At 53.6% G+C, this 17,114-nt stretch carries 17 protein-coding genes; 4 read left to right on the top strand and 13 right to left on the bottom strand.

Annotated elements, in window-relative coordinates; genetic code table 11:
- Positions 1 to 3: 3 nt before the first annotated feature.
- From nuoB to K2184_RS07300, 4 genes are all read right to left on the bottom strand, one after another.
- Positions 4 to 678 (bottom strand): NADH-quinone oxidoreductase subunit NuoB, encoded by a 675-nt coding sequence (nuoB, locus tag K2184_RS07315; protein ID WP_002913178.1) that lies wholly within the window; start codon positions 676 to 678, stop codon positions 4 to 6.
- Positions 679 to 693: 15 nt separating this feature from the next.
- The gene (nuoA, locus tag K2184_RS07310; protein WP_004104081.1) at positions 694 to 1,140 is read right to left on the bottom strand and encodes an NADH-quinone oxidoreductase subunit NuoA; all 447 of its coding nucleotides are present in this window, start codon (positions 1,138 to 1,140) and stop codon (positions 694 to 696) included.
- Between the two features lie 388 nt (positions 1,141 to 1,528).
- A complete protein-coding gene (locus tag K2184_RS07305) occupies positions 1,529 to 1,744 on the bottom strand; it encodes a hypothetical protein (RefSeq protein WP_101836956.1) in 216 nt (71 codons plus the stop codon).
- A gap of 46 nt (positions 1,745 to 1,790) precedes the next feature.
- Positions 1,791 to 2,717: a LysR family transcriptional regulator gene (locus K2184_RS07300; protein WP_032745352.1), complete on the bottom strand. Its 927-nt coding sequence runs from the start codon at positions 2,715 to 2,717 to the stop codon at positions 1,791 to 1,793.
- An 890-nt stretch (positions 2,718 to 3,607) separates the two neighbouring features.
- Between K2184_RS07300 and alaA the strand changes: the two genes are divergently transcribed.
- Both alaA and yfbR read left to right on the top strand, forming a co-directional pair.
- On the top strand, positions 3,608 to 4,825 hold the full coding sequence (gene alaA, locus K2184_RS07295; protein WP_004104085.1) for an alanine transaminase AlaA: 1,218 nt from the start codon (positions 3,608 to 3,610) through the stop codon (positions 4,823 to 4,825).
- Positions 4,826 to 4,912: 87 nt separating this feature from the next.
- The gene (yfbR, locus tag K2184_RS07290) at positions 4,913 to 5,512 is read left to right on the top strand and encodes a 5'-deoxynucleotidase (RefSeq protein WP_004104086.1); all 600 of its coding nucleotides are present in this window, start codon (positions 4,913 to 4,915) and stop codon (positions 5,510 to 5,512) included.
- A gap of 48 nt (positions 5,513 to 5,560) precedes the next feature.
- Here the strand turns inward: yfbR and K2184_RS07285 are convergent, their stop codons facing one another.
- From K2184_RS07285 to yfbV, 4 genes are all read right to left on the bottom strand, one after another.
- Entirely contained in the window at positions 5,561 to 7,393 is a 1,833-nt protein-coding gene (locus K2184_RS07285) for an SLC13 family permease (protein WP_004104087.1), read from the bottom strand.
- Between the two features lie 76 nt (positions 7,394 to 7,469).
- On the bottom strand, positions 7,470 to 8,129 hold the full coding sequence (locus tag K2184_RS07280) for a sugar phosphatase (protein WP_032705129.1): 660 nt from the start codon (positions 8,127 to 8,129) through the stop codon (positions 7,470 to 7,472).
- 11 nt (positions 8,130 to 8,140) lie between these two features.
- A complete protein-coding gene (locus tag K2184_RS07275; protein WP_004104089.1) occupies positions 8,141 to 8,635 on the bottom strand; it encodes a YfbU family protein in 495 nt (164 codons plus the stop codon).
- Between the two features lie 87 nt (positions 8,636 to 8,722).
- Positions 8,723 to 9,178 carry a terminus macrodomain insulation protein YfbV gene (yfbV, locus tag K2184_RS07270; protein ID WP_004104090.1) on the bottom strand — a complete coding sequence of 152 codons (456 nt, stop codon included), beginning with the start codon at positions 9,176 to 9,178 and terminating at the stop codon, positions 8,723 to 8,725.
- A gap of 335 nt (positions 9,179 to 9,513) precedes the next feature.
- Here yfbV and ackA point away from each other — a divergent pair, with 335 nt between their 5' ends.
- Together ackA and pta are read left to right on the top strand one after the other, a co-directional pair.
- Positions 9,514 to 10,716 carry an acetate kinase gene (gene ackA, locus K2184_RS07265; RefSeq protein WP_004104091.1) on the top strand — a complete coding sequence of 401 codons (1,203 nt, stop codon included), beginning with the start codon at positions 9,514 to 9,516 and terminating at the stop codon, positions 10,714 to 10,716.
- A 76-nt stretch (positions 10,717 to 10,792) separates the two neighbouring features.
- Entirely contained in the window at positions 10,793 to 12,937 is a 2,145-nt protein-coding gene (pta, locus tag K2184_RS07260; RefSeq protein ID WP_004114247.1) for a phosphate acetyltransferase, read from the top strand.
- Positions 12,938 to 12,984: 47 nt separating this feature from the next.
- On the opposite strand, the gene K2184_RS07255 is transcribed toward pta, so the two are convergent.
- From K2184_RS07255 to K2184_RS07235, 5 genes are all read right to left on the bottom strand, one after another.
- Positions 12,985 to 13,938, bottom strand: coding sequence for a transketolase family protein (locus K2184_RS07255; RefSeq protein WP_004104093.1), 954 nt, complete (start codon positions 13,936 to 13,938; stop codon positions 12,985 to 12,987).
- Positions 13,931 to 14,761, bottom strand: a complete 831-nt coding sequence (locus K2184_RS07250) for a transketolase (RefSeq protein WP_023321370.1) — start codon at positions 14,759 to 14,761, stop codon at positions 13,931 to 13,933. Before K2184_RS07250 ends, K2184_RS07255 begins: the two co-directional genes overlap by 8 nt.
- A complete protein-coding gene (locus tag K2184_RS07245; RefSeq protein WP_004104096.1) occupies positions 14,758 to 16,149 on the bottom strand; it encodes a PTS ascorbate transporter subunit IIC in 1,392 nt (463 codons plus the stop codon). The genes K2184_RS07250 and K2184_RS07245 overlap by 4 nt, the downstream gene beginning before the upstream one ends.
- A gap of 20 nt (positions 16,150 to 16,169) precedes the next feature.
- Positions 16,170 to 16,442: a PTS sugar transporter subunit IIB gene (locus K2184_RS07240; protein ID WP_004104098.1), complete on the bottom strand. Its 273-nt coding sequence runs from the start codon at positions 16,440 to 16,442 to the stop codon at positions 16,170 to 16,172.
- Positions 16,443 to 16,521: 79 nt separating this feature from the next.
- Positions 16,522 to 16,965 (bottom strand): PTS sugar transporter subunit IIA, encoded by a 444-nt coding sequence (locus tag K2184_RS07235; protein ID WP_142448123.1) that lies wholly within the window; start codon positions 16,963 to 16,965, stop codon positions 16,522 to 16,524.
- Positions 16,966 to 17,114: the final 149 nt, after the last annotated feature.

Here is a 17,114-nt window from a genome sequence, read left to right as displayed (position 1 = left end):
AAGTTAAATCTCGTCCGGAGTCCGCAGATTGGTCACTGCAATACGCTCGCCGCGTTTACGCTCGCGTTCCGACTGCATATTGGCGCGGTACACGCCCTGATCGCCTACCACCCACGAGAGCGGACGGCGTTCTTTACCAATGGATTCCTGCAGCAGCATCAGCGCCTGCATGTAAGCTTCCGGACGCGGTGGACAGCCCGGGATGTAAACATCGACCGGAATAAACTTATCCACGCCCTGGACGACGGAGTAAATATCGTACATTCCGCCGGAGTTGGCGCATGCGCCCATCGAGATAACCCACTTCGGCTCCAGCATCTGGTCATAAAGACGCTGAATGACCGGCGCCATTTTGGTGAAGCAGGTCCCCGCAACCACCATCAGGTCAGCCTGACGCGGGGAGGCACGTAATACTTCTGCACCAAAGCGCGCAACGTCATGCACCGCGGTGAATGACGTCACCATTTCCACGTAGCAGCAAGAAAGGCCGAAGTTATAAGGCCAGATTGAGTTCTTACGGCCCCAGTTCACCATGTCATGCAAGGCGTGTTCGAGTTTCCCCATATACACGCTTTTATTGACTTCTTGCTCCAGGGGGTCGGTTACGATCTCCTGTTTTTGCAGGGGGTAACGGTCGTTCTCACCGTTAGGATCGATGCGGGTGAGCGTATAATCCATCTTATTGCCTCGCTTTTACTGCGTATGACGGTTAGTGGGACTGTCTGTTTCCGGGTTAACCAGCGTGCGACGGGAGCGCGCAGGCGTCCAGTCCAGTGCGCCGATACGAACGAGGTAAACCAGACCAGCCAGTAGCACTAAAATGAAAATTGCGGCTTCCACAAAGCCGACCCAGCCGCTTTCACGGATAGAGGCCGACCATGCGTAGAGATACAGGGCTTCCACGTCGAAAATCACGAAGAACATGGCTACCAGATAAAACTTCGCAGAAAGACGTAAGCGAGCCGAACCGACGGAGTCGATCCCGGATTCAAACGGCGTGTTCTTGCTACGCGCGCGCGCGCGTCCGCCAAGATACCAGCCGCCGACGAGCATCAGGCAGCACAGGCCGATAGCGATGATGAGAAATATAGCGAATGCCCAATGATGAGCGATGACTTCAGTGGATGTTGACATACGCATTGCTTAACCAAAAAAGTGTAGCGCTAAAACCCTCTGCTCTTACTGGCAGATGAACGCCACAGCGTTTCACGGGGAGGAATAAAAAAATGCCGTGCAAAAAAGCGTCCCTGGGTGATGTGGAAGGCCAGTTGCGGTGGCTTTTTACTCCTTTCATTAACCTTTTGTCAACTTTAACAAAAGTTTTCACAACATTAATTTACATTGGATTTTTTTCATTAACATTAAATGCCCTTTCATGCGGAATAACCTTGCATACTGTTCGGCTTTAGTGTTGTTGAATCGTGTCCGTTTCCGCCGTAAATCAAAATTACCCGTCTATTTTGACAGGATTCAGACACGATTCCTCCCCCTAAGGAGGGGTATTTTCTTGATCTGCGACACGCTTTTGTTAATTCAACCAAGAAAACAGCAACAAACCAGATGGTTTTTTAACATTAGCAGGAAGTATTGAAAGTGCAGAGAAAAGTGGAGAAATGAGAGGAAGAGCAGAACTAAGCCACTGATTTACATGCAAAGAAATCAACAAAACATTTAATTCATCAATAAAATTTGAAAAAAACGAACCACAGTGGCGATTTTGCAGGTCTGTGGTTCGTTTTTGCACTTACATTTTGTTACCAGTTTTTGTGATGTTTGTTAGCTTTTTCCCTTCAGGAAACAAGGGAATTATCTCCCCCTTCAGGGGTATAAATGCGCTGGCTAGACCATGGCTGGTACTCCGTGCTCAACGACTGGAAAATCGCCTGAGTGAGCTCGCTTGCCTTCTGAGGGTTACAGTTCAACATGTAGTGGGTATCCGGCAGCACCGGTAACCCGTCGCTTCTGCCCGGCACGCGAAACTCCGGGCTCATCATCTCTACCGGCTGCGCGGTTACGCCAAGTCCGGCTTTCACCGCCGCTTTGACCCCAGCCATTGATGACGCCGTATGGGACAGATGCCAGGGAACCCGGGCAACATCGAGTACCGTAGTGATATCTTCGCGAAACGGATCTGCGGCATCCAGCAATACAAGCGGGACCGACTCGCCCTGCGGGAGAACGTAATCCGCCGCGCAGTACCACAGGGTTGGCGAAGTGCGCAGCGTCAGCATTTCCGAACCCTTCGTTGGTCGGGTCGTTAGCGCGAGATCGATCGCCCCATTGTTCAGCATATCTACTATATCGGGATGATTGAGGACTTTAATTTCAAGGGTCAGCTTGGGATAAAAACTGCCGATCCGATTTAATAAGAACGGTAAAATGGTATCCGCTGTCTCATCAGAAGCACCCACTGTCAGCGTCCCCTGGAGGCTGCCGAACATGAGCGACATATAGGCTTCATCGTTAAAACGCAGAATCTTCCGCGCATAGCCTAACAGCTGAATACCCTGTTCTGTCAGGAGTTTATTGCGCCCGTGGCGCGCAAAAAGTTCTTTGCCGACCAACTGCTCCAGCCGCTGCATCTGCTGGCTTACCGCTGACTGAGTCCGGCACACCGCAACGGCGGCAGCGGCGAATGTACTGAGATCGGCGACGGCAACAAAGGTTCTCAAGAGGTCGAGGTCTAAATTTAGTATCGAACGATTTTCATTTATCATATTTGCTTCACTTTCAGGCGGCTAATGCTTACCTGCCTTGTTGATGCTGTGCTCCAGGCTTCCGGCTAATCCTTCAGCTTCGCGTTATCCGCCAGGAGAGTGGCGAATGAACAACTGGACGAACGTTATTGCATTAGAAAGCACTCATCCGCAGCAAATGTGCGGAATTTCTGAGTAATATTTTGTTCGTAGGCCTAAGCGCTTTTAATTACGACGCGCTGGCTTTTTGTGATGTGACGCAAAAAAACAGCCAGCGATGGCCATCTTCGGCATCCTCACGGGCGACAAACTTGCCATAGCCCTCAGGAAGATAACAAAAACCTGCAATAACAATGTATTAATAAAAAGACTAGCTACCGGGTATAGCTATACGTCCGTATTAACGGCGATATTCTAACCGAAAACCACAATATTTATAAGAGTTAATCAGTATTAACTCAGCTAATTTTAAACGCTTTTCAGAACCATAATTAAATTAACAAATCTAAGAATATTCCTTATGTAAAATAAAACTCATTTATCGATTAAATACTTTCATTAAAAATAGCGCGTCAAGTTGTTACAACCTGCTGTGTATTGTGAAATAAACGTTCTCATTTAAGAGACGCTTTATTGCGCAAAAAATAATCCGCCCATCCTCCAGGCAGAAAAAACCATATAAACGTTCGCAAAAACACGACATCACACAATATAAGACCAATTTTAAAACCAGAGAAGGCATAATGTATAAACAAAATCGCCTGACGCCAGGGAAATTGATTAAACCAAAAAAACATGAATAGCAAAATCTTCTCCTGTTAACCCTTCAAAACAGCGGGGATGCGGAGTACATTGTTCCGTGCTGACTTCCACGGCAGGGAGTGGCGATAACAGCTAAAAGGTCAAGGTTCATGTCCCCCATCGAAAAATCCAGCAAGTTAGATAACGTCTGTTACGACATCCGCGGCCCGGTTCTGAAAGAGGCGAAACGCCTTGAAGAAGAAGGCAATAAAGTCCTGAAGCTGAACATCGGCAACCCAGCGCCGTTCGGCTTTGACGCACCTGACGAAATCCTCGTTGACGTCATCCGCAATCTCCCCACCTCCCAGGGCTATAGCGATTCAAAAGGTCTTTATTCCGCGCGTAAGGCCATCATGCAGCACTATCAGGCCCGCGGTATGCGCGATGTGACGGTCGAAGACATCTATATCGGTAACGGCGTTTCCGAGCTTATCGTCCAGGCCATGCAAGCCCTGCTGAACAGCGGTGATGAAATGCTGGTTCCGGCGCCGGATTATCCGCTCTGGACCGCCGCAGTCGCGCTTTCCAGCGGTAAAGCGGTGCATTATCTTTGCGATGAATCGTCCGACTGGTTCCCGGATCTCGACGATATTCGCGCCAAAATCACCCCGCGCACCCGCGGCATTGTGATTATCAACCCGAATAACCCAACCGGGGCGGTATACTCAAAAGAGCTGCTGATGGAGATCGTAGAGATCGCCCGGCAGAATAACCTGATTATTTTCGCCGACGAGATCTACGATAAGATCCTCTACGATGATGCGCAGCACCATTCGATAGCCCCACTGGCCCCGGATCTGCTCACCGTAACCTTTAACGGTCTGTCAAAAACCTACCGTGTCGCCGGCTTCCGCCAGGGCTGGATGGTGCTTAACGGCCCGAAGAAACACGCTAAAGGCTACATCGAAGGCCTGGAGATGCTGGCTTCCATGCGCCTGTGCGCCAACGTTCCGGCCCAGCATGCAATTCAAACGGCCCTCGGCGGTTATCAGAGCATCAGCGAGTTTATCGTTCCCGGCGGCCGTTTATATGAACAGCGTAATCGCGCCTGGGAGCTGATTAACGAAATCCCCGGCGTCTCGTGCACTAAGCCGAAAGGCGCGCTGTATATGTTCCCGAAAATCGACGCTAAACGCTTTAATATTCACGATGACCAAAAAATGGTGCTCGATTTTCTGCTGCAGGAGAAAGTCCTGCTGGTTCAGGGAACCGCCTTTAACTGGCCGTGGCCGGATCACGTACGTATCGTGACCCTCCCGCGCGAAGACGATCTTGAAATGGCGATTACCCGCTTCGGACGCTTCCTTTCCGGCTACCACCAGCTCTGATTAAGCCTGTCCAGCCGCCGGTATTTGCATCCGGCGGCGATCCCTGCGCACAATGGCACCCGACGTCGTAACTGATTAAGGGTTCCTATGAGTCAGAGTCATTTCTTTGCCCACCTCTCCCGCCTGAAACTGATCAACCGCTGGCCGCTGATGCGCAATGTCCGCACAGAAAACGTCTCCGAACACAGCTTACAGGTCGCCATGGTTGCCCATGCGCTGGCGGCGATTAAAAATCGCAAATTTGGCGGTCAGGTTAACGCTGAGCGAATCGCGCTGCTGGCGATGTATCATGATGCTTCGGAAGTGCTGACCGGCGATCTGCCGACGCCGGTGAAGTATTTCAATTCGCAAATTGCGCAAGAGTACAAAGCCATCGAGAAAATCGCCCAGCAGAAGCTGGTCGATATGGTTCCTGACGAGCTGCGCGACATTTTTGCGCCACTCATTGACGAACATCACTATAGCGAAGAGGAAAAATCCATTGTCAAACAGGCCGATGCGCTTTGCGCCTACCTGAAGTGTCTGGAAGAGCTATCGGCGGGTAACAATGAATTTCTGCTTGCCAAGGGCCGCCTGGAGAAAACGCTGGAATCGCGCCGCAGTCCAGAGATGGACTACTTTATGCGGGTATTTGTACCGAGCTTCCATCTTTCCCTTGATGAAATTAGCCAGGATTCGCCTTTATAAATCACTTCCCGGCCCGCGCGCGCCTGACCGGGAATTTTTACAGCGCTATCAAAACGGGAACAGTACCGGGATTAGCAGTACGCACACCACCATCACCATGATGGTAAACGGTACGCCAATTTTGACGAAATCGCTAAATGAGTACTTACCCGGCCCCAGCACCAGCGTGTTCACCGGTGACGATACCGGCGTCATAAACGCCGCAGAAGCCGCCATAGCCACGACCATCGCAAAGGGATATGGCGATACGCCCATCGACTTCGCCGCAGCCAGCGCAATCGGCGCCATCAGCACCGCGGTAGCGGTATTGGAAATAAACAGGCCGATAGCCGCGCACATCACGAACAGGCAGCCCAGCATCAGATAGGGCCCTTTACTCCCCGCCACGTCCATCAGGCCTTTCACAACCAGATCCACCCCGCCGGTTTTCTGCAGCGCCAGGGCAAAAGGCATCATTCCGACGATCAAAATAATGCTCGGCCAGTGGATGGCTTTATAGGCGCTTTCCGCGTTGATGCAGCGGAATTTACCCATCAGCAGGCAGGCAATGATGGCCGCTATAGGGTTAGGTATTTCGTCAGTCAGCATCAGCGCCACCATCAGCACCAGACAGAAAATGGCGTGCGGCGCCTGGCTGTGCGCCGGCGAGGCGTCATTGACCTCAATGGGCATATTCAGCACCACGAAGTCCCGCCCCCGCTTGGCCAGCAGGGCTATCTGCCGCCAGTTGCCAACCACCAGCATGATATCGCCAAGCTGCAGGGGTTCATCGGTGACTGCGCCGTCAATGGCTTTGCCATCGCGCTTCAGGCCCACGATGTTCAAATCAAAACGGGTACGAAAAGCGATTTCGCGCACCGACTTGCCAATCAGTTCTGAATCCGGGATCAGAGAGACTTCCGCCATCCCTACGTCCAGCGCCTGATCGGAAAAATATTCACCGCGCAGCACCATCGGCTCAAGCATCTGCTCGCCGCAAAACTGGCGTAAATCAACGTCCGAAGCCGACATATCGATCAGCAAAACGTCACGGGCGCGGAATTCTGATACCCCATTAACGTTAACGATAACCCGCCGAAAGCGCCGCCAGCGCTCAACGCCGATAACGTTCGCCCCATAGCGCTCGCGTAGTTTCAGGTCGTCCAGGCGCTGGCCAATCATCGGCGAGCCGGGGCGAATAGCCAGGCGACGCGCCCTGCCGGTCAGATGATAATCTTTGATGAGATCGCGAAAGGTGCTGCGTTTACGCCCATCTCTGACCTGTTCGCTTTCATCTCCCTTAAGCATAAAGCGCATCACCAGCATATAGAAAACGCCCAGAACCAGCACCACCAGGCCTATCGGCGTGACGCTAAAAAAGCTGAATCCTTGCAGCCCTTCGCGTAATAGTTCGCTGTTGACGACCAGGTTGGGCGGCGTGGCGACAAGCGTCATCATCCCGCTGATAAGCCCGGCAAAACTGAGCGGCATCATTAACCGCGAAGGCGAGGTGTTCATGCGCATTGATACGCTGAGCACCACCGGAATAAAAATGGCCACCACGCCCGTCGAGCTCATAAAAGCGCCCAGTCCGGCAACGGTCAGCATCAAAAAAACCAGCATTTTGGTTTCGCTGTTACCGGCAACCTTCACCAGCCAGGAACCCATTTTAGTGGCAACCCCGGTACGCACCAGCCCATCGCCAATAATGAAAAGCGCGGCAATAAGGATAACGTTGGGATCGCTAAAACCGGAGAAGGCCTCGCTGAGCGTCAAGGTGTCGCTGAGGACAAACGCGACAATCACCAGCAAAGCGATAGCGTCCATGCGCACTTTTCCGGTGGCAAAGAGCACGACGGCTACGGCAAGAAGAGATAACACCCAAATCAATTCACCGTTCACAACTTATCCTTGTCAGAAGATGGAGTTGGAAGTTTGGCATAAAAAAGCCCCGCCAACGCGGGGCTAAATCATGAGATTAGTTTTTAAGGCTAACATTCACCTTGCCGTCAGGCAGACGCTCAACCTGCAGGCTTTCCAGCGTCGTTAATACTAAATCCGCTTCATCAAGACGCGGTGCATCGGCGGGCACGTTGACCGCGATGGTCCGACAGCCGGCATTCAGGCCGGAAAGCAGACCGGCAGGGGCATCCTCCACGACGGCGCAATCCGCCGGGGCCAGGCCCAACAGTTCGGCCCCCAGCAGATAGGCATCCGGAGCGGGTTTCCCGTGCTTTACGCGCTCGGCAGTGACGAACACGTCAGCTTCAGGCAGACCTGCGGCACGGTGACGAGCGTGGGCCACGGGTATCGAACCCGACGTCACAATCGCCCAGGGGATCCCGGCTTCATCCAGGGTTTTGAGCAACGCAACAGCACCCGGCAGCGCCGTAACGCCATCGGTATCCGTCGCTTCTACCGTTTCCAGCAGGGTGAATTCAGCCTGAATCTCTTCTTCGCTGCGGCCGGGGAGAAAGTGACGCAACGAGGTGATTGCCTGCTTGCCATGAATGAAGTTCAGCACCTCATCATGAGGGATACTGAATCGATCCGCCCATTTGCACCACGAACGCTCCACCACCGGCAACGAATCGACTAATGTCCCGTCAAGATCAAACAGGAAACCTTTACACTGCACGGGAACCTCCATCAGGCGTTGATAATTTGATTAATTTCGTTACTGCTCAGATGATACTGACGCGGGCAGGCGTGCCAGGTGCTCAGCATACGCTGGTATTTTTCCCACATCGGGGTCTGGGAGTTAAAGCCGTGAGTCCCGGCGTCAAAGTGGCTGTAGCGTCCCTCAACGTTGACCATAAAGCGAACGTAGCCGAGATAGCGAGCTTCAGTGGCAACGTCAAAACCGAGGAATGTGACCCGACGCTCGTCGATTCCGCTGGCGTCCTTCAGGTTGGTCCAGGAGACATGCAGCGCATGATACATCTCCATGATATCAATGATGGTACGACACGTTTCCTCGGTAAGCTGGCCAAACTCGCGGTCCAGCTCGCGCATCTGCAGCCCGTATCCACGCTCAATGATGGTCTGTAGACGGCGATAGCGTTCGGCGTTGTCCGGGTCGAGCATCGTCATCATCTTGTACTGATTCGACAGAATCAGACGTTGCGCATTGGTCATTTCCATTTTTGACTCCTGTTGCACTTTTTACGGCGTGAAAAAAGAAGGCGCATGAATTATGCGCCTTCTTTTATATGCGTTTTCCTGATGCAATTACAAATCATCCAGGAAAGTTTTATCCAGTTGTTTGAAGGCGCGCTTAAGCGTGTCAGCTAAAGCCTGATAATCAGGCTTACCGTCGACCGGCGTTAATGCTTGTCCGGCCTCCTGCAATTTACCGCGCACTTCATAAAACCAGTTTAAAATCGACGGCGGCAGCGGCGTCACCGAGCGCTTGCCCAACCACCATAATCCCTGCATCGGCAGGCTCAGCGCAAACAGCGCGGTAGCCACGGCCGGGCCAAGCTGGCCGCCAAGGGCGATTTGCCAGCACAGCGTGAAAATCGCTACGGGCGGCATGATACGAATCGCATAGCGCGTGGCGCGAATAATACGGTTTTCGATAAACACCGGGGCAAGGCGCTTATCCAGAGGCCAGGTCTTTGCATAATGCTGCCCGTGGCGAAACAAGCCGAAAAAACTTACAGGGCGATTCTCTGGACCAGACATGGCTTACCTCAACTTTACATATAAAACTTAAAAAATTTGTGCAAAACACCAACTGTGTATGACAACGTTCAAAAGATTTTGGCAATGGCGGCCTCAATCAGGTATTCTGTGCGCACCTGAGGGGCGGTTAGACCCTTTTACCAGGTTAGTCAAATTATCGCATATTCTGCCACTGGCTGAAAATTATGCAAAATGACATAAAATCAAATGTACTTCTCCCATCGTGCCGAAAACAGTGCAAGGCATGATGTTAATCATAAATGTCGATGTCATCCTGCGCTACGCTTTGTGACACACTGACGTTTTTTTAGCCACGTATCATAAAAGGTACTTCCATGTCGAGTAAGTTAGTACTGGTTCTGAACTGCGGTAGCTCCTCTCTGAAATTCGCTATCCTTGATGCCGTCAACGGTGACGAATACCTGTCCGGTTTAGCAGAATGTTTCCATCTTCCAGAAGCCCGTATCAAATGGAAAATGGATGGCAGCAAACAAGAAGCCGAGCTAGGCGCTGGCGCTGCTCACAGTGAAGCGCTGAACTTTATCGTTAACACTATTCTGGCACAAAAACCAGAACTGTCTGCTCAGCTGACCGCAATCGGCCATCGTATCGTTCACGGCGGTGAGAAATACACCAGCTCCGTTGTTATCGATGACTCCGTCATTCAGGGCATTAAAGATTCCGCATCTTTCGCTCCGCTGCACAACCCTGCGCACCTGATCGGTATCGCTGAAGCGCTGAAATCCTTCCCGCATCTGAAAGATAAGAACGTTGCCGTGTTCGACACCGCGTTCCACCAGACCATGCCGGAAGAATCTTACCTCTATGCCCTGCCGTACAGCCTGTACAAAGAACACGGCGTACGTCGCTACGGCGCGCACGGTACCAGCCACTTCTATGTGACTCAGGAAGCTGCGAAAGTTCTGAACAAACCGGTTGAAGAGCTGAACATCATCACCTGCCATCTGGGCAACGGTGGTTCCGTTTCCGCTATCCGTAACGGTAAATGCGTTGACACCTCTATGGGGCTGACTCCGCTGGAAGGCCTGGTTATGGGTACGCGTTCTGGCGATATCGACCCGGCAATCATTTTCCATCTGCACGATGCCCTGGGCATGAGCGTAGACGCCATCAACAAAATGCTGACCAAAGAGTCCGGTCTGCTCGGCCTGACCGAAGTGACCAGCGACTGCCGCTATGTTGAAGACAACTACCAGGACAAAGCGGATGCTAAACGCGCTATGGACGTTTACTGCCACCGCCTGGCAAAATATATCGGTTCCTACACCGCGCTGATGGATGGCCGTCTGGACGCGGTTATTTTCACCGGCGGTATCGGTGAGAACGCGGCGATGGTTCGCGAACTGTCTCTGGGCAAACTGGGCGTACTGGGCTTTGAAGTTGATCACGAGCGCAACCTGGCTGCCCGTTTCGGCAAGTCTGGCTTCATCAACAAAGAAGGCACTCGCCCGGCTATCGTCATTCCGACCAACGAAGAGCTGGTCATCGCGCAAGACGCCAACCGTCTGACCGCCTGATTCCACACCGCCAGCCTAGCTGGCGGTGCTGTTTTGTATCCCGCCCGATACTGGCGGTAACGAAAGAGGATATATCGTGTCCCGTACAATTATGCTGATCCCTACCGGAACCAGCGTAGGCCTGACCAGCGTCAGCCTCGGTGTTGTCCGTGCTATGGAACGTAAAGGCGTGCGCCTGAGCGTCTTTAAACCAATCGCTCAACCGCGCGCCGGTGGCGATGCGCCAGACCAGACGACGACCATCATTCGCGCGAACTCCGACCTTCCGGCCGCAGAACCGTTGAAGATGAGCCACGTTGAGTCGCTGCTCTCCAGCAACCAGAAAGACGTGCTGATGGAAGAGATCATCGCCAACTACCACGCCAACGCTCAGGATGCTGAAGTGGTGCTGGTTGAAGGTCTGGTCCCGACCCGCAAACATCAGTTTGCCCAGTCGCTGAACTACGAAATCGCCAAAACGCTGAACGCTGAAATCGTCTTCGTCATGTCCCAGGGTACCGATACTCCGGAACAGCTGAAAGAACGCGTTGAGCTGACTCGCAGCAGCTTCGGCGGCGCGAAAAACACCAGCATTACCGGCGTAATCGTCAACAAGCTGAATGCGCCAGTTGACGAACAGGGCCGTACTCGCCCTGACCTGTCAGAAATCTTCGACGACTCTTCCAAAGCGAAAGTCGTGAAGATTGATCCGGCTCAGCTGCAGAACGGTAGCCCGTTACCGGTTCTGGGCGCGGTGCCGTGGAGCTTCGATCTGATCGCCACCCGCGCGATCGATATGGCGCGTCACCTGAACGCCACCATCATCAACGAAGGCGACATTAATACCCGCCGCGTGAAGTCCGTGACCTTCTGCGCACGCAGCATTCCACACATGCTGGAGCACTTCCGCGCAGGATCGCTGCTGGTCACTTCCGCAGACCGTCCCGACGTTCTGGTCGCCGCCTGCCTGGCCGCGATGAACGGCGTGGAAATCGGTGCCATCCTGCTGACCGGCGGCTACGAAATGGACGAGCGCATCAGCAAGCTGTGCGAACGCGCATTCGCGACCGGCCTGCCGGTATTTATGGTCAACACCAATACCTGGCAGACCTCCCTGAGCCTGCAGAGCTTCAACCTGGAAGTTCCGGTTGACGATCACGAGCGCATCGAGAAAGTTCAGGAATACGTGGCTAACTACATTAACGCTGACTGGATCGAGTCGCTCACCGCGACTTCCGAGCGTAGCCGTCGCCTCTCTCCGCCAGCCTTCCGCTATCAGCTCACCGAGCTGGCGCGTAAAGCAGGCAAGCGCGTTGTTCTGCCGGAAGGTAACGAACCGCGTACCGTTAAAGCCGCCGCTATCTGCGCCGAGCGCGGTATCGCCACCTGCGTCCTGCTGGGCAACCCCGAAGAAATCACCCGCGTTGCCGCGTCTCAGGGCGTAGAGCTGGGCGCCGGGATTGAAATCGTCGATCCGGAAGTGGTTCGCGAAAGCTACGTAGCTCGCCTGGTCGAGCTGCGTAAGAGCAAGGGTATGACCGAAGCGGTTGCTCGCGAGCAGCTGGAAGACAACGTGGTTCTTGGCACCCTGATGCTGGAGCAAGACGAAGTTGACGGCCTGGTCTCCGGCGCGGTTCACACCACCGCCAACACCATCCGTCCGCCACTGCAGCTGATCAAAACGGCCCCTGGCAGCTCTCTGGTCTCCTCCGTATTCTTCATGCTGCTGCCGGAACAGGTTTACGTTTACGGCGACTGCGCGATCAACCCGGATCCGACCGCTGAGCAGCTGGCTGAAATCGCCATTCAGTCTGCTGAATCCGCAATTGCCTTTGGCATCGAGCCGCGCGTGGCCATGCTCTCCTACTCCACCGGCACTTCAGGCGCAGGCAGCGATGTAGAGAAAGTTCGCGAAGCAACTCGTCTGGCGCAGGAAAAACGTCCTGACCTGATGATCGACGGCCCGCTGCAGTATGATGCTGCGGTAATGGCTGACGTTGCGAAATCCAAAGCGCCGAACTCCCCGGTTGCCGGACGCGCTACCGTGTTCATCTTCCCGGATCTGAACACCGGTAATACCACTTACAAAGCCGTACAGCGTTCCGCCGACCTGATCTCCATCGGGCCGATGCTGCAAGGCATGCGTAAGCCGGTGAACGACCTGTCCCGCGGCGCGCTGGTTGACGATATCGTCTATACCATCGCCCTGACCGCGATTCAGTCGTCCCAGCAGCAAGCATAATCTGCCCGCTGCATGAAAAAAGGCGACCGGGTGGTCGCCTTTTTTATTTACAGCAGCTCGCGCGCCGCTGAGACAATATCATGCGCCGTCAGGCCATACTCCTTCTGCAAGAACTCCTGCGTTCCCACCTGACCGTAGCGCTCTTTCACTCCTACGCGCCGCATCGGTACCGGACAGGTTTCCACCAGCACCTCCGCCACCGCCGATCCCAGTCCATTGTGAATACTGTGGTTTTCGCAGGTCACGATGCGCCCGGTTTTTTCGGCGTAATTTTTCACCAGCATGCGGTCAATGGGCTTCAGGGTAAACATATCAATCACCGCCGCGCTAACGCCTTCCTGCTCAAGCTGGCGCGCCGCCTCCAGCGCTTCCGCCACCATAATCCCATTGGCAATCAGCGTGATATCTTCACCTTCGCGCAGCACATTCCCTTTGCCAATGGTGAACGTTGAACCCGGCGCGTACACGCTCGGCGCCTGTTTGCGAATGGTGCGAACCCAGTAGAAGCCGTCGAGATCGATAAGCTGACGCAGAATCTCATCGAACATCACCGCATCGGTCACTTCCAGCACGACCGAATGCGCCAGGCCGCGCACAATCCCCATATCTTCAAACGACATATGGGTTCCGCCGTTATGGCAGGCGGTCACCCCCGCATCGGAAGCAATCACTTTGACGTTATTCCGCTGATAATCGAGCGACATAAACAGCTGGTCGAAACAGCGGCGGCTGGCAAAAGCGGTAAAGGTGTGCACAAACGGCTTGCGTCCGGTCAACGATAGCCCGGCAGCAGTGCCTATCACGTTGGCTTCCATGATGCCGCAGTTGATGACGTGCTGCGGATGCTCCCGCGCGACGCCGTCCATCGCCATGGAACTCATCAAATCCGCTTCCAGGGCGATAATTGGGCTCTTGTCTGCAATCTGCTCTGCGACGAACCCGGCATAAACCTTACGCATCTCTACGGCATCTTTTTGCCCTGCGGGTGCAAGCTTAATCATGTTCGGCCTCCAGTTGGCGAATCGCCTCGTTTAGCGTCTCTTTCATTTCGCCCGTCAGGCGCAAATGGTGGTTGTTGCTGAGATTTTCGAGATACGGCACGCCCTGGCCTTTCACGCTATCGAGAATGACTACCCGCGGTCGCGCATCGACGGGCGGAACGGGCTGTACCGCAGCCAGCAGTCCGGGAACGTCATCGCCTTTAACGGTCATGACATCAAAACCAAAGGCGCGGAATTTATCTTCCAGATTAAAAGCGCGAATGATCTCATCCAGCCTGCCGTCAAGCTGTAGCTTGTTCCAGTCAACAAACACGGTCAGGTTATTCAGGCGATGATGGGCGATAAACTGGAATGCTTCCCAGCACTGGCCTTCATTCAGTTCCCCGTCGCCAACGATACAGAACACACGATTCGTCCGTCCCGCCAGCTTATGCGACAGCGCCATCCCGCCAGCGATGGAAATCCCCTGCCCCAGCGACCCCGTTGTGGCGTCTACGCCGCGCGTTTTTAGCCGATCCGGATGGCTTGGCAGCCGCGTACCGTTCTGGTTCAGCGTGCTTAGTTCCTCCATCGGGAAATATCCCTTTATCGCCAGCGTACTGTACAGCGCCGGGCCGGCATGGCCCTTCGATAACACAAAGTAGTCGCGCTCGGGCCAGTCCGGATCGGCGGGATCAATTTTCATCACCGCGCCGTACAGTACCGCCAGCGTTTCCACGACCGACATACTGCCGCCGTAGTGGCCGAAACCGAGATCCGTCAGCGATTTAAGGGTTGCGACGCGAATGTCTCGCGCCAGTTTAGTCACTTCTTGCACATTCATGATTTCGCTCCGCTGTTCTCCTGCGCGCCGCGGCCCACAGATTTCTTTTTCGCAAAAACGTTGTACGCCACCAGCAGTACGAACAACGCCACAACCAGGCCAGTTATCGCAAACGGCGACAGATAGCGGGCCAGGTTACCCAGCACGATGCCGACGACGCCGAAATCAGCATCCGAGAAAGTGGTGTTGGCAAAACCAATCGCCCCCAGTACAGGCAGGAGCAGCACCGGCAGGAAGGTGATCAGCAGACCATTGGCAAACGCGCCGATCATTGCCCCGCGCCGCCCGCCGGTCGCGTTGCCAAACACGCCAGCGGTCGCGCCGGTAAAGAAATGCGGCACCACGCCGGGCAGAATCAACACCCACTTAAATTGCCCGCAGAGGAACAACCCGACCAGCCCGCCGAGGAAGCTAAACAGGAAGCCAATCAGTACCGCATTGGGCGCATAGGGATAAACAACCGGACAGTCCAGCGCCGGACGGGCATTGGGCACCAGTTTTTCCGAAAACCCGGTAAAGGCCGGTACGATTTCCGCCAGAATCAGGCGTACCCCTTGCAGGATGATGAACACCCCGGCAGCAAAGGTGATCGCCATAATGATGGCGTAGACCAGGTAGTTCTGGCCGCCGCTGAAGGTGCTTTCAACGTATTCACGCCCTGCGCTCACCGCCATAATCAGATAGATGATCATCATGGTCAGCGAAATAGAGATGGAGCTGTCGCGCAGGAAGCTCAGGTTTTTCGGCAGGTTCATCTCTTCTGTTGAACGCGAGCCTTTACCGCAAACGCTACCGATCCACCCCGACAGTACGTAGCCCAGAGTGCCGAAGTGGCCGAAAGCAATGTCATCAGTTCCGGTAATACGCTTCATATAGCGCTGGGCCAACGCCGGGAAGAATGCCATGACCAGGCCAAGGATCAGCGAACCGGTAAATACCAGCCCGACCCCCTCAAAACCCGCCACGGTGAGAATCACGCCAATCATGCAGGCCATATAGAAGGTGTGGTGCCCGGTGAGAAAAATGTACTTCAGGCGCGTAAACCGGGCGACCACAATATTTGCCACCATCCCAAACGCCATAATCAGCGCGGTTGAAGCACCATATTTTTCCAGCGCAATAGAAACTATCGCCTCATTATTAGGGATAATTCCCTGAATATTAAATGCGTGTTCAAACATCCCCCCTAATGGATTCAGCGAGCCGACTAATACCGTCGCGCCACCGCCGAGAACGATAAAGCCCAGAATAGTTTTAATTGTTCCCTTCACGACGTCGGAGAAAGATTTTTTTTGCGCCACCAGACCAATTAACGCAATTAAACCGACCAGTACTGAAGGGACTTTAAGAATATCAACAACAAAATTCAGCGTTTCAAGGATAAACATATCCACCTCGCTATAAATAGTTATTGTCTGGCGAACCACGCGCGCAGCTGCGCTTCGAGTTCATTAATATCGATGATGTTAGTAATCACCACCAGCTGGCTTTCCGGTACGCTGGCGCTGGCAGCAATATCTTTCGCCATCACAAACAGATCCGCCGCGCCAGGAGTTGCCGACGACAGATCGGAGTGCTCTACCTCGGCCTCGATTTCGAGCTTTTTAAGCACTTTTTTAATATTCATTTCAACCATAAAACTGCTGCCCAGGCCAGAACCGCAAATTGCCATAATTTTCATTGTTATCACCTTTTTTGGGTAGAGTAGGTCCGCATCACGCAGGCGCGTAATGTCCGATAAGTCGGATGTTTAAATTAACTCAGAAGCGTGCGATGATTTTTTTAATCTCCTCAAGGCCGGTTGCCTGATGTAATTGATGCATATCTTCATCGCTGGAAAATAATTCCGCCAGAGCCGAGATCATTTCGAGATGGCTATGTTTATCCGGTGCCGCAAGCATAATGATAATATCAACCGGGTCGAACTCCTCTGAGCCAAACGATACGCCCTGTTCCAGTTTCAACAGCGATAGTCCTAAGCCCTTTGCCCCCTCCTCTGGCCGCGCATGCGGCATCGCCAGTCCCGGCGCCAGCACGTAATACGGCCCCAGCCTGCGATGCTGCTCCACGATCGCCTTCACGTAAGCAGGTTCGATAACGCCGGCCTCGAGCAGCGGCCGGGCGCAGATATCCAGCGCCTGGGGCCAGCTGTCTACGTTCTGCCGCAGCGCAATGGTGGCATCAGAGAGCCATGTGTTGAGCATTTTATCCCCCGTCTTTTAGCAAAAGATGGGCAAACTTTATGCAAGCAGGGAAGAGTTATCTGCGAGAACGATCACAAAGATAGCGCTACCAAAAAGGAACATTCAGATTTGTGATAGCGCTATCAATTCACAATCATCCTGTGAAAACG

The sequence above is a fragment of the Klebsiella sp. K5-306 genome (assembly GCF_051835185.1).
Lineage (GTDB): Bacteria > Pseudomonadota > Gammaproteobacteria > Enterobacterales > Enterobacteriaceae > Klebsiella > Klebsiella oxytoca.
Note: the sequence above shows the minus strand (reverse complement) of the source record. Positions and strands in the feature narration are given on the sequence as shown.

Coding starts and splice junctions, on each gene's coding strand:
- nuoB (WP_002913178.1), bottom strand. CDS start 678: ATGGATTATACGCTCACCCGCATCGATCCTAACGGTGAGAACGACCGT.
- K2184_RS07250 (WP_023321370.1), bottom strand. CDS start 14,761: ATGAATGTGCAAGAAGTGACTAAACTGGCGCGAGACATTCGCGTCGCA.
- K2184_RS07300 (WP_032745352.1), bottom strand. CDS start 2,717: ATGATAAATGAAAATCGTTCGATACTAAATTTAGACCTCGACCTCTTG.
- ackA (WP_004104091.1), top strand. CDS start 9,514: ATGTCGAGTAAGTTAGTACTGGTTCTGAACTGCGGTAGCTCCTCTCTG.
- nuoA (WP_004104081.1), bottom strand. CDS start 1,140: ATGCGTATGTCAACATCCACTGAAGTCATCGCTCATCATTGGGCATTC.
- K2184_RS07275 (WP_004104089.1), bottom strand. CDS start 8,635: ATGGAAATGACCAATGCGCAACGTCTGATTCTGTCGAATCAGTACAAG.
- alaA (WP_004104085.1), top strand. CDS start 3,608: ATGTCCCCCATCGAAAAATCCAGCAAGTTAGATAACGTCTGTTACGAC.
- K2184_RS07235 (WP_142448123.1), bottom strand. CDS start 16,965: ATGCTCAACACATGGCTCTCTGATGCCACCATTGCGCTGCGGCAGAAC.
- K2184_RS07255 (WP_004104093.1), bottom strand. CDS start 13,938: ATGATTAAGCTTGCACCCGCAGGGCAAAAAGATGCCGTAGAGATGCGT.
- yfbV (WP_004104090.1), bottom strand. CDS start 9,178: ATGTCTGGTCCAGAGAATCGCCCTGTAAGTTTTTTCGGCTTGTTTCGC.
- K2184_RS07240 (WP_004104098.1), bottom strand. CDS start 16,442: ATGAAAATTATGGCAATTTGCGGTTCTGGCCTGGGCAGCAGTTTTATG.
- K2184_RS07245 (WP_004104096.1), bottom strand. CDS start 16,149: ATGTTTATCCTTGAAACGCTGAATTTTGTTGTTGATATTCTTAAAGTC.
- yfbR (WP_004104086.1), top strand. CDS start 4,913: ATGAGTCAGAGTCATTTCTTTGCCCACCTCTCCCGCCTGAAACTGATC.